This is a genomic window from Streptomyces sp. NPDC016677, assembly GCF_055562815.1.
Window position 1 is genome coordinate 362,862 of the sequence record NZ_JBVHEO010000005.1, and the last position, 12,568, is coordinate 375,429.

The window sequence follows — 12,568 nt, forward strand, 5'->3', positions numbered from 1 at the left end:
GAGTCACCCCCGCCCGGCCCCCCGGTTGACCCGGCCGGCCCCCGGCCCCCTTCACCAGATGCCCGGCATGCGTCACCGCTGTTCCAGCCGGGCGTCCAGGCGCCGCGCGTCCAAGGGGTCCAGCCGTCGGACGACATCCCGTGCCGCCCGGAAGCAGCGTGCCGCCTCGGCCGTGTCGCCCGCGGCCTCGGCGGCCAGTCCGAGCCATTCCAGGCACCGCGCCTCCCAGTGCTCCGACCGGGTACCGCCCGCGCGGAAGCTCTCCAGACCGCGCCGCAGCAGCCGTACGCCCTCCTCGGTCGTGTCCGGGTCCCGGTCGCGCACCAGGACGTGGCCGAGGAGGGCATGGACCCGGGCGGCCTCGTACGCCTCGCCCAGCGACTCCAGCTCGCTCCCCGCCCGGCGCAGGTGCCGGGTGGCCGTGGTGAGGTCGCCGCCCGCCACGGCGGTCTCGGCCAGGCGCCGCCGGGAGAGCGCGGCGCCCCGGCGGTAGCCGACCGACTCCCGGAGCCGCAGGGCGTGCTCGAAGTACGCCCGTGCGTCGTCGAGGCGGTCGGTCAGCAGGGCGAGGTGCCCCAGTCCGCTGACGGCCTGTGCCTGCTGGCGTACGTCCGCGTCGGCGACGGCCAGGTCCAGCGCCTGCCGGTACCAGTCGCCGGCCTCGGCGTACCGGCCGGCGTCCCGCAGGCCGATCGCGCCGGAGGTGAGCATCCGGCCCTCACCCGGGCCGGAGCCGCACCGGCGCGCCGCCGCGAGACCGAGGCGGTGCGCCTCGATCCACATCTCGGACGGACGCAACCGCAGGAAGAGCGGCCAGAGGGCGTCGACCAGACGCCAGCAGGAGGTGTCCCAGCCGGCCTCGGCGCAGTGCCGTACGGCGCCCAGCAGCCCGTTGCGGTGCGTGTCGAGCCAGGTCAGCGCCTCCTCGGGGCCGGCGAGCGGGGTGGGGGTCACGGGACCGCCGCCCAGGTCGTCGTGACCGGACAGCGGGTGACTGGGCGTCAGCAGCCGCTCGGCGACGGCCGCGGTGGCCAGGCACCAGTCGACGTAACGGCGCAGCGCGTCCGCTCGCGCGGCGGGGGCCTCCCGCTCCTCGCCGAGCGCGCGGGCGTGCGGCCGGACGAGGTCGTGGAAGCGGTACGTCTCGGGGCCCGTCTCCTGGAGCAGGCTCATCTCCACCAGGGTGTGCACGGCCGAGTCGACCGCGCCGTCGCCACCACCGTCGCCACCACCGTCGCCGTCGCCGTCGCCGTCGCTGTCGCTGTCGCGACCGTCGCGGACGACGGCGGCGAGCATGTGGAGGTCGTGGCGGTCCGTGGGCAGCAGACCCATCCGGCGGTAGAGCACGGCGCTCTCGCCCGGCAGCAGGGAGTACGACATGTCCAGCGCCGTACGCATCACGGCCTCGCCGTCGGCACGCAGCGCGTCGACGGCCCCCCGCCCCCGGTGCAGGCTCTCGGCGAGCGCGGACACGGAGCGGTGCGGGCGGACGGCGAGCTGCGCGGCGGCCAGGCCGACGGTCAGCGGCAGCCGGCCGCACAGCCGGACCACCTCGTGCGCGGCGTCCGGCTCCCGCGCCACCCGCGTCCCGCCGCCGACGGCCAGCAGCTCGACGGCCGACTCGGCCGGGAGCCCCTCCAGCCGGTGCACGGACGCTCCGTCGACGCGCAGTCCGGTGAGGCTGTTCCTGCTGGTCACCACGGTGAGCCCGGTCGGTGTGCCGAGCAGCAGCGGACGTACCTGGGCCGCCGTGAACGCGTTGTCCAGCAGGACGGCCAGGCGCAGCTCCGCCGTCACCGTGCGCCACAGGGCGGTGCGCTGGGCGGTGCCGGCCGGTACCGACGCCACGCCGAGCGCGACCAGGAAGGCTTCGAGCACCGCGGCGGGGGAGGCGGGGCTGTGGTCGGCGTCGGCGGTGTGGCCGCCCAGATCGGCGTAGAGCAGGCCGTCGGGGAAGCGGTGCGCGTGTTCGTGCAGCCAGTGGGTGGCGAGGGTGGTCTTCCCGGCGCCGGCGAGTCCGGTGACCACCAGGACCTGGGGCGCGTGGGCGGGCTGCCGGGCGCGCAGGGCGTCCAGGGCCTGCCGGTCGGCCTCGCGGTCGGTGAACCGGGGGGTGAGGGGCGGGAGTTGCCGGGGCGCGGGCGGGCTGGGGCGGGCCGGTCCGGCGGGCGGGTGGAAGTGGACGCCGCCGTGGATGTCGCGGGCCTGCACGCTGGGGCCGTGGAGGACGGAGCTGCCGCCGACGACGTTCGCCCACGGCGACGGCGACGGCGACGGCGGCACCGGTGGACCGGGGGAGGGCGTGGGCGGCGGCCCGTACCGCCGTAACCAGTCCGTCAGCGCGCGGTCCGTCTCCTCGTCCCGCAGGGCCAGCCGGTCCAGTTCCCCGGCGAGCCGCCGCCACCCGGGCCGGGTGCCGTCCGGGGGCCACAGGCGGGAGGCCGCCTCGTCCGCGCGGGCCCCGGCCGCCACCACGCCGGCCAGCTCGCGCCAGGCGGGGGAGTCCGGGTCGGCGCCGTGGGCGACCAGGGCCGTGAACAGCGCGTCCGGTCTGCCCGGTGGGGAAGCTCGCACGTGCGTGACTCCTTTCGGCGCGGCCAGTACCTCGGGAGTTCCCTCCCCGTTCCCAGGGAGGATGAACGGAGGCATCTGTTTATCGGTCAAACTCGGTCGTTGTCCGCTCAGATATGGCCGTCAACGACAGGTCCATGACACGCTCGAATACCGGGCCTGAGGAGGCCCTGCCGGCGGGAGGACGCTGGTGGAGTTCGAGATAAGACTTTCGGGATCGGTCGACGTGCGGGTCGCCGGCCACCGCGGTGATCTCGGGTCGACCAAGACCCGCCTCGCCCTGGCCGCCCTCGCCTGGGACGCGGGGCGCACGGTGAGCGTGGACACCCTGGTCCACCGCATCTGGGACGAGCACCCGCCCGCCAAGGCCAGGGAGGCGCTGCACGCCCATGTGTCGCGGATCCGCCGCGTGCTGCGCGGTGCCGGCGACGAGGCGCCCGCGATCGTCAGCCGTACGAACTCGTACGTGATGCACGTCGATCCGGACCGCGTGGACCTGCTCCGCTACACGCGCCGCGTACGGCAGGGCCGGGTCCTGCGGGACGACGGCGAGGAGGAGGCGGCCCTGCGCATGCTGGACCGCGCGGACCGCCTCTGGCACGGCGAACCGCTGGCCGGCATCACCGGCTCCTGGGCCGGACACCTGCGGTCCACCGTCGGCGAGACCAGCCTGGCGGCGGCGTTGACCCGGGCCGAGATCCTCATCGGCCGGGAGCGGTACGCCGAAGCCGTCGCCGTGCTGCTGTCACCGGCCGAGGAACACCCCGACGACGAGGCGCTGGCCGAACGGCTGGCCGTCGCCCTGTACGGCAGCAGCCGCACGGCCGAGGCGACCCGGCTGCTCCAGCGGACCCGGCAGCGGGTGGTCCGGGACATCGGCCTCGACGCGGGCCGCCGGCTGCACCGCGTCCACCAGGGCATCCTGTCCGGGACACCGGCCGCGGAACTGCTCCGCGACGCCGCCGCCGGACCGCGTGCCGGCACCGGCACGCGGCCCGGCGGCACGGGGAAGGCGCCCGCCGGGCCGGCGCCCGGCCGGCCGGGGCGACCGGCCCCGGTCCCGGACAACGTGCCCCGCGACGTCCCGTGGGTCGGGCGGCGGGACGAACTGCGCCGGCTCGGTGCGGCGATCCGCGAGGGCGGCGGTACCCGCGGCCCGGTGGTCACCGTCGAGGCCATCGACGGCATGGGCGGCGTCGGCAAGACCTCGCTGGCCGTGCACCTGGCGCACCGGCTGCGGGACCACTTCCCCGACGGCCGTCTCTTCCTCCACCTGGGCGGGCACGCGCCCGGCCGGACGCCCCCCACCCCCGCGCGGGCGCTCACCGAACTGCTGCGCCTGCTGGGCGTGGACGTCGCGCACATCCCGCAGGACACGGACGAGCTGGTCGCTCTGTGGCGCTCGACGGTCCGGGACCGCCGCATGCTGGTCATCCTGGACGACGCGGTCGCGCCGGACCAGGTGCGTCCGCTGCTCCCCGGCGACTCCCCGACCGCGGTCGTCGTGACCAGCCGGCGGCGCCTGTCCGGACTGCCCGGGGTACGGCCGCTCTCCCTCGACGTGCTGCCGGCCGAGGACGCGGTCGCTCTCTTCACCCAGCGGCTCGGATCCCGGCGCGGCGGCCACGGGACGCAGGCCGCGGAGACCGAGGAGATCGTCCGCATCTGCGGCTACCTGCCCCTGGCCATCGAGATCGCCGCGAGCCGGCTGCTCGCCCGGCCCTCGTGGACCACCTCGGACCTGCTGCGGCAGCTGCGCGCGGGCGCCGGACGGATCGCCGAACTCCGCGACGGCGAACGGTCGATGACCGAGGTGATCGCCCTGTCCTACCGTGAGCTGAACGCCGAGCAGCAGTTGGTCTTCCGGCGGGCCGGGCTGCACTTCGGCGCCGAGTTCGGCCCCGGCGCGGTGGCCGCGCTGACCGGTCTGTCCGCCGGCGCGGCCGAGCGCGTCCTGGAGGAACTCCTGGCCCAGCACCTGGTGGCGGAGCCCACTCCCCATCGTTTCACCATGCATGATCTTTTACGGGACTTCGCGCGCTCACTCGACGAGAACGACGACGCGGGCGCACGGGAGAAATCCCGCCGGGCGGTCCGCGATCTCGTCGATTACTACGTCCGGACCGCGGACCGCGCCGACCGTCTGGCCTATCCGTACCGCCCACGGATCTTCCCGGCCGCGGGGAACGCAGGGGAACACCTGGCCGACGCCGACGCGGCCGAACAATGGCTCCTGACCGAGGAGGCCAATCTCCTGGACACGCTGAACTGGGTCGCGGACCACGGAACAGAACATCAACTCGCCTCGGTGTCCCATGTGTTGGCGGAATTCATGTGCATGGGGGGACACCTGGCCGCGGCCGAGCCGCCGCTGCGGCGCGCGGTCGCCCACTGGACGGGGGAGGGGAACGCGGGCGCGCGCGCCCGCGCGCTGATCGACCTCAGCGCCGTACGGACCCGCGCCGCCCGCTTCGAGGACGGTGTCGCGGCGGCGCGTGAGGCGCTGGAGACCGCGCGGGCCCTGGACGATCCGGAGCTGGAGAGCGAGGCCCTGCACCGGATGGTGATCCCGCTGTGGCAGTCGGGCCGGTACGCGGACGCGCGCACACTCCAGCAGCGCTCGGTGCGGCTGCTCTCGCGACGTGCCGATGATTTCCGGACGTCCCGTGCGTACAACCTCCTGGGTATCGTCCACCTCCATCTGGCGGAGAAGGGCGACGCACTGGAATGCTTCCGTTCCGCCCTTTCCGGATTCACCCGCCTCGGTTATGACAGAGGGCGGTACAGTGCGCTGAACAACATGGCGGAACTGGCGAAGAAAATGGGCGATCCGAAGGCTGCCGAGCTGGCCTACCGGGAAGCGATCGGTATCGCCGAGAAAAGGGGCGGAAAGGGAGACCTGCCGACCCTCTACATGAATCTGGCGAGTGTGCTGCACGTGCTCGGTGACACCGAGGAGGCCCTCGCGCTGTACGCGCGGGTGCTGCCCCAGTTGCGGGAGGCGGCGGACCGGCGCGGCGAGGCGATCGCCCTCAACGGGATGGGCCGGGCGCACCGGGCGGCCGGCCGCAGTGAGCAGGCCCTTCCCCAGCACCTCGCCGCGCTGGCGGTGGCCCGTGAGATCCACGCCGCGGGCGAGGAGATCGAGATCCTCTACGACCTGGCGCGGGCGGAGCACGACACCGGCCGGGTGGCGGAGGCCACGGCCCACTTGCGGGAGAGCCTGCGGCTCAGCCGAATCGCCGGCGCACCGGCCGAGGAAGCCCGCGCCGAACGGGCGCTGAATCAACTGGGGACACCGTCTACCCCCGTAGAATTCAACTGAGTTCTCGCGGATCTTCTGTACGAGGTGCGCGCGGCGTGTCCTCGGCTCTACTGTGTGATCGCTCGGCGCGCCGATCTCCCGTGATGACAAGCGCGGCTTTGGCGTGCACGTGCATATGCAATGTCCGATAGAGCAGATAGGCAAGACGTAGATGCCGAAGTTCATTCCTTCCGTGGTCACCCTCACGTGCATCGCCTTTTCCGTGGTGGCGATATCGTCTCGGTTCACGGGAGCATGACGTACCGGTGTCCGGTACCGTGACCCGGTACCGGACGCCGGACCCAGGGGGGCAGGGGCATGGATCCGATCTCGGCGGGACTTCTGGTGGCGGTGGCGACCGGGGCGGCGGGTGAGGCGGGCCGGCAGCTGTGGGACGTACTCGGCAGACTGGTGCGGCGCGCTCCCGAGCCCGGTGACGCGACCCCGGACACGCCGGTGCCGGCGACCGGCGAAGCCGAACTGGCCGCCCTGGACGAGGCCCCCCACGACATGGCACGCGCACGGCGCCTGAGCGAGGCACTCGGCCACCGTGCGGTGCACGACCCCGGGTTCCGCGCGGAGCTGGCCCAATGGCGCCAACAGGCGCGCATGCTGCGCACCGGGGACGGTGAGACCAGCAACACCATCAGCGGGGGCGTCCAGCACGGCCCGGTCCTCCAGGGCCGCGACTTCTCCGAGATCAACTTCAACGGCCCGCAGGGGGCCTGAGCGGCCCCCGGCCCGCAGGGGGCCTGAGCGCCCCGTGCCGCCGTCCGGCCGCCGGTGGAGCCGCCCGCGCGGGCCGGGCCGTTACTGCTCCAGGGCCTCGGCCTTCGGTCAAGGGCCGTAAGGGAAGCGTCAAAGGTGTTCGCGCCGCCGTAAGGGAGCCATCAACGACGGTACGAATCCGGCCACAGAGGGGCTTTCCTCGACGTGGCAGATTCTTCTCCGCACCTCATTAGGAGCTCGCGATGGCCGACGTGGCCTTCGTCGTCACCACGCTCGCGGTGTTCGCGCTCGTGGCCCTCGTCGCCAAGGGGGTGACGAAGCTGTGACCGTCGAGAACGTCGTCGGTCTGATCGTGGCCGTCTCCCTGCTCGGCTACCTCGTCCTCGCCCTGATCCACCCGGAGAGGTTCTGAGAGCGCCCCATGAGCCCCGTCCTCGCCGGCGTGCTCCAGTCGCTCGCGCTCGTCGCCGCGCTGGCGCTCGCCTACCTACCGCTCGGCAACCACATGGCACGGGTCTACTCCTCGCCCAGGCACCTGCGGGTCGAGAAGTGGATCTACCGCGGCATCGGAGCCGACCCGGACACGCAGATGCGCTGGCCCGCGTATCTGCGCGGTGTCCTCGCCTTCTCCCTGGCCGGTGTCCTCTTCCTCTACCTGCTCCAGCGGCTCCAGGGCGTGCTGCCCGGCTCGCTGGGCTTCGCGTCCGTCGACCCGGACCAGGCCTTCAACACCGCCGTCTCCTTCGTGACCAACACCAACTGGCAGTCGTACTACGGCGAACAGGCCCTGGGGCACGTCGTGCAGACCGCCGGTCTGGCCGTGCAGAACTTCGTCTCGGCCGCCGTCGGCATGGCCGTCGCCGTCGCCCTCGTCCGGGGGTTCGTCCGGTCACGCACCGGTGAGCTGGGCAACTTCTGGGCCGACCTGGTGCGCGGGGTGGTCCGCGTCCTGGTGCCGATCGCGGCCGTGGCCGCGGTGGTGCTGGTGGCGTGCGGCGTCATCCAGAACTTCTCCGGCATCCACGAGGTCGGCCAGTTCACCGGCGGCACGCAGCAGTGGAACGGCGGCGCGGTCGCCTCGCAGGAGGCCATCAAGGAGCTGGGCACCAACGGCGGCGGCTACTTCAACGCCAACAGCGCCCACCCCTACGAGAACCCCACCCCCTTCACCAACCTCTTCGAGATCTTCCTGATCCTGCTGATCCCGGTCGCCCTGACCCGGACCTTCGGCGTCATGGCCGGCTCCGTGCGCCAGGGGTACGCGATCCTCGCGGCCATGGGCACCATCTGGGCCGGCTTCGTCGCCCTGATGATGTGGACCGAGTTCGCCCACCACGGCCCGGCGCTGGAGCTCGCCGGCGGGGCGATGGAGGGCAAGGAGCTGCGCTTCGGCATCGGCGGCTCGTCGCTCTTCGCGGTGTCCACCACGCTGACCTCCACCGGCGCCGTGGACTCCTTCCACTCGTCGTTCACCGGCCTCGGCGGCGGCATCACCATGCTCGGCATGATGCTGGGCGAGATCGCTCCCGGCGGCGTCGGCTCCGGGCTCTACGGCATGCTGGTCATGGCGGTCATCGCGGTGTTCATCGCGGGGCTCATGGTCGGGCGCACGCCGGAGTACCTGGGCCGCAAGATCGGCACCCGGGAGATCAAGTACGCCGCCTGCTACCTCCTCGTCACCCCCGCCCTGGTCCTGGTCGGCACCGCGCTGGCGGTCGCCCTGCCCACCCCGGGCGACTCGATGACCAACAGCGGCGCGCACGGCTTCTCCGAGATCCTGTACGCCTACACCTCCGCGTCCAACAACAACGGCTCGGCCTTCGCCGGACTCAACGCCGACACCCAGTGGTTCAACACCACCCTGGGCCTCGCCATGCTGCTGGGCCGCTTCCTGCCGATGGTGTTCGTCCTGGCGCTCGCGGGCTCGCTGGCCGGGCAGCAGCCGGTGCCGGCCACCGCGGGCACCCTGCGCACAGAGAAGCCCCTGTTCACGGGGGTGTTGGTGGGCGCCGTCCTGATCATCACCGGTCTGACCTATTTCCCGGCGCTGGCGCTGGGTCCGCTCGCCGAGGGGCTGGCGGCATGACCACCGACACGCAGGAGCACGAGGACTCGATGTCCACCACCACTGAGGCCCGGGCGCCGCACCGCGACGCACCCGGCGGCCGTACGTCCGAAGGGGCCGGCCGTGCGGGCGCGGGCCTCTTCGACCCGAAGCAACTGGTCACCTCCCTGCCGGACGCCTTCCGCAAGCTCGACCCGCGGGCGATGGTGAAGTCGCCGGTCATGTTCGTCGTCCTGGTCGGGTCCGTGCTGACCACGGCGTTCTCCTTCACCGACCCCGGCGACTGGTTCGGCTGGACCATCAGCGCCTGGCTCTGGCTGACCGTGCTCTTCGCCAACCTGGCGGAGGCGGTCGCCGAGGGCCGCGGCAAGGCGCAGGCCGACACCCTGCGCCGGGCCAAGACCGACACGGTCGCCCGCCGGGTCGACGGCACCACGGTCCCCGGCACCGACCTCACCGTCGGTGACCTGGTCGTCTGCGAGGCCGGGGACGTCATACCCGGGGACGGCGACGTCGTCGAGGGCGTCGCCTCCGTCGACGAGTCGGCGATCACCGGTGAGTCGGCGCCCGTCATCCGCGAGTCCGGCGGCGACCGGTCCGCCGTCACCGGCGGCACGAAGGTGCTCTCCGACCGCATCGTCGTACGGATCACCACCCGGCCCGGCGAGACCTTCATCGACCGGATGATCGGCCTGGTGGAGGGCGCGGCCCGGCAGAAGACGCCCAACGAGATCGCCCTGAACATCCTGCTGGCCTCGCTGACCATCGTCTTCCTGCTCGCCTGTGCCACGCTCCCGTCCTTCGCGGACCACGCCGGCACCCGGCTGACGATGGTCGTGCTGGTCGCGCTGCTGGTCTGCCTGATCCCGACCACCATCGGCGCCCTGCTCTCCGCGATCGGCATCGCGGGCATGGACCGCCTGGTGCAGCGCAACGTGCTCGCGCTGTCGGGCCGTGCGGTCGAGGCCGCCGGTGACGTCTCCACGCTGCTGCTGGACAAGACCGGCACGATCACCCTGGGCAACCGGCAGGCCGCCGAGTTCGTGCCGGTGCGCGGGACGACACAGGCCGAGGTGGCGGACGCCGCCCAGCTCTCCTCGCTGGCCGACGAGACGCCCGAGGGCCGGTCCGTCGTCGTCCTCGCCAAGGAGAAGTACGGGCTGCGCGAACGCCATCAGGGGGAGCTGGCGGGCGCCGAGTGGATCGAGTTCACCGCGCAGACCCGGATGTCGGGCGTGAACGTGGACGGCCGCAAGGTCCGCAAGGGCGCGGCCGGTTCGGTCATCGCCTGGGTCGAGGAGCGCGGCGGCACGGTGGCCGAGGACGCGGACGCGACCGTCGCCCGGATCTCCGAGGCCGGCGGCACCCCGCTGCTCGTCGCGGTCGAGGACGCCGACGGCGCCCGCGTACTGGGCGTCGTCCACCTCAAGGACGTCGTCAAGGACGGCATGCGGGAGCGGTTCGCCGAACTGCGCCGCATGGGCATCAAGACGATCATGATCACGGGCGACAACCCGCTGACCGCCAAGGCCATCGCGGACGAGGCGGGCGTCGACGACTTCCTCGCGGAGGCCACTCCCGAGGACAAGATGGCCCTCATCAAACGGGAGCAGGCCGGCGGCAAGCTGGTCGCGATGACCGGCGACGGCACCAACGACGCGCCCGCCCTCGCCCAGGCCGATGTCGGCGTGGCCATGAACACCGGTACGTCGGCCGCCAAGGAGGCCGGCAACATGGTCGACCTCGACTCCGACCCGACCAAGCTGATCGAGATCGTCGAGATCGGCAAGCAGCTGCTGATCACGCGGGGCGCGCTGACCACGTTCTCCATCGCCAACGACGTCGCCAAGTACTTCGCGATCATCCCGGCGCTGTTCGCGGCCGTCTATCCCGGCCTGGACAAGCTCAACATCATGGGCCTGTCCTCGCCCGACTCCGCGATCCTGTCGGCGGTGATCTTCAACGCGCTGATCATCGTCGTGCTGGTGCCGCTCGCCCTCAAGGGGGTGCGCTACCGGCCGGCCAGCGCCGACCGGCTGCTCCGCCGCAACCTCGCCGTCTACGGGCTGGGCGGGCTGGTCGCCCCGTTCATCGGCATCAAGCTCATCGACCTGATCGTCTCGAACGTCCCCGGGATCGGCTGAAGGATCGGCTGGAAGACATGAACACCTCCGTCACCACCACCGCCCGGCTGCTCGGGGCGGGCCTGCGCGCCCTCCTCGTGCTGACCGTGGTCACCGGCATCGTCTACCCGCTGGTTGTCACCGGCGTCGCCCAGGGGCTGTTCCCCGCCAGGGCGAACGGCTCCGAGACCGAGTCGGGCGGCCGGGTCGTCGGCTCGTCCCTGATCGGGCAGGCGTACGACCTGCCCCTGAAGGACGGTCAGGAGAACCCGCGGGCCGACCTCACGTGGTTCCAGGGCCGGCCGGCGGGCGGCCTGGGCACCAACAGCGTCAACACCCAGTACGAGCTGATCCTCTCCGGCGCCACCAACCGCTCCGCCGACAACGCCGAACTGGTCGAGTGGGTCAGGGCCGCCCGGGCCGCCGTCGTCAAGGACAACTCCGTACCCGGCCACACCGTCGACCCCGCCGACGTACCCGCCGACGCGGTCACCTCCTCCGGCTCCGGCCTCGACCCGCACATCTCCCCGGAGTACGCGAAGCTCCAGGTCCACCGGGTCGCCGAGCGCAACGGGCTGCCCGCCGCCCGGGTCCAGGACCTCGTCGACGCGCACACCGAGGGCCGCACCCTCGGCTTCCTCGGCGAGCCCCGGGTGAACGTGCTCGAACTGAACATCGCGCTCAGGGAACTCGTGGCCGGGAACTGAAGCCCGGGAGGCGGCTCAGCGCACCGGGAAGCCGAACGCGTACCCCTGCTCCGCGAGCCAGGGAAGGACGCGGCGCAGCGCCTCCACGGTCTGGGCGCGGTCGCCGCCGGCGTCGTGGAAGAGGAGCGTCGGCCCGTTGGAGAGCTGCTGCTCGACAGTGGCCACGATGGCGTCCGCGCCCGGCAGTTCCCAGTCCTTGGTGTCCACGTTCCAGCCCAGCGGGCGCATGCCGCGGGAGGCGGCGAGCTTGCGGCTGTCGGGGGTGAAGGCGCCGCCGGGGGCGCGGTAGTACATCGGCCGTACGCCCCCGGACGCCTCGGTGATCATGCGTTCGGCGTCGAGGATCTCCCGCGCCCGGTAGGCCGGGGTCTTCTGGTCCATGGCGGTGTCGTGCGACACCGAGTGGTCGCACAGCCGGTGCCCCTCCGCGACGACCCGCTTCACGAGGCCGGGGTGGGCCTCGGCCTGCGTGCCCACCATGCAGAAGGTGGCCTTCACCCCGTACTCCCGCAGGACGTCGAGGACTTGGGGCGTCCACACCGGGTCCGGGCCGTCGTCGATCGTGATGTTGACGCCGCGCGCCCCCGCGTCCGAGGCGTGTGCGATGGTCACCGAGACCGGCTTGAGGGCGGCCGGCGTGGCCGACGCGGTCGCCTTCGGCGAGGCGCCGCCCGCGGAGCCGGCCTGCGCGGTCCACACCGACGCGCCGGCGGCGAGCAGCGTCACCCCGAGCGCCGCCCCGAACACCTTGCCGTACCAGCGCCGCCCGCCGTTGTGCCGTGCCATGCCCGCCCCGCTCTCCCGTGTGTCGTCCTGTCAGGCGATCCCGGGTCGTCCCGTGATCACCTTTCAGGACGGGGAAGGGCGGCGACGGGATGCGTCCGTTACGGATCACGGACAGATCCGGGGGAGATCGCGGACACGACGGTGAGTGACCGGGCGGGTGAGCCGCGTCACGTCCCCGGCGGGGTCATCTGCCGCGTTCCATGAACATGCACACCGAAGACGCAAACCCGGCCCGCTCCCCGAGGGATCTCCACAAGTGACCGGAGGGTGACGCTCTGTTCAT

General features: G+C 72.7%; 8 protein-coding genes. 6 read left to right on the top strand and 2 right to left on the bottom strand.

From position 1 onward, the window contains the following. Window positions 1-72 precede the first annotated feature (72 nt). Window positions 73-2,574: an ATP-binding protein gene (locus ACZ3IG_RS17830; RefSeq protein WP_467432961.1), complete on the bottom strand. Its 2,502-nt coding sequence runs from the start codon at window positions 2,572-2,574 to the stop codon at window positions 73-75. Between the two features lie 187 nt (window positions 2,575-2,761). Between ACZ3IG_RS17830 and ACZ3IG_RS17835 the strand changes: the two genes are divergently transcribed. From ACZ3IG_RS17835 to ACZ3IG_RS17860, 6 genes are all read left to right on the top strand, one after another. Then, window positions 2,762-5,896, top strand: coding sequence for an AfsR/SARP family transcriptional regulator (locus ACZ3IG_RS17835; RefSeq protein ID WP_467432963.1), 3,135 nt, complete (start codon window positions 2,762-2,764; stop codon window positions 5,894-5,896). A 297-nt stretch (window positions 5,897-6,193) separates the two neighbouring features. Next, a complete protein-coding gene (locus ACZ3IG_RS17840) occupies window positions 6,194-6,604 on the top strand; it encodes a hypothetical protein (RefSeq protein ID WP_467432964.1) in 411 nt (136 codons plus the stop codon). A 322-nt stretch (window positions 6,605-6,926) separates the two neighbouring features. Continuing rightward, the gene (gene kdpF / locus ACZ3IG_RS17845) at window positions 6,927-7,016 is read left to right on the top strand and encodes a K(+)-transporting ATPase subunit F (protein ID WP_403539178.1); all 90 of its coding nucleotides are present in this window, start codon (window positions 6,927-6,929) and stop codon (window positions 7,014-7,016) included. Window positions 7,017-7,025: 9 nt separating this feature from the next. After that, a complete protein-coding gene (gene kdpA, locus ACZ3IG_RS17850) occupies window positions 7,026-8,690 on the top strand; it encodes a potassium-transporting ATPase subunit KdpA (RefSeq protein WP_467432967.1) in 1,665 nt (554 codons plus the stop codon). Then, a complete protein-coding gene (kdpB, locus tag ACZ3IG_RS17855; RefSeq protein WP_467432969.1) occupies window positions 8,687-10,813 on the top strand; it encodes a potassium-transporting ATPase subunit KdpB in 2,127 nt (708 codons plus the stop codon). The genes kdpA and kdpB overlap by 4 nt, the downstream gene beginning before the upstream one ends. Before the next feature lie 17 nt (window positions 10,814-10,830). Further along, window positions 10,831-11,499, top strand: a complete 669-nt coding sequence (locus ACZ3IG_RS17860; protein ID WP_467432970.1) for a potassium-transporting ATPase subunit C — start codon at window positions 10,831-10,833, stop codon at window positions 11,497-11,499. A 15-nt stretch (window positions 11,500-11,514) separates the two neighbouring features. On the opposite strand, the gene ACZ3IG_RS17865 is transcribed toward ACZ3IG_RS17860, so the two are convergent. Beyond that, window positions 11,515-12,285 carry a polysaccharide deacetylase family protein gene (locus tag ACZ3IG_RS17865; protein ID WP_467432972.1) on the bottom strand — a complete coding sequence of 257 codons (771 nt, stop codon included), beginning with the start codon at window positions 12,283-12,285 and terminating at the stop codon, window positions 11,515-11,517. Between the last annotated feature and the right edge of the window lie 283 nt (window positions 12,286-12,568).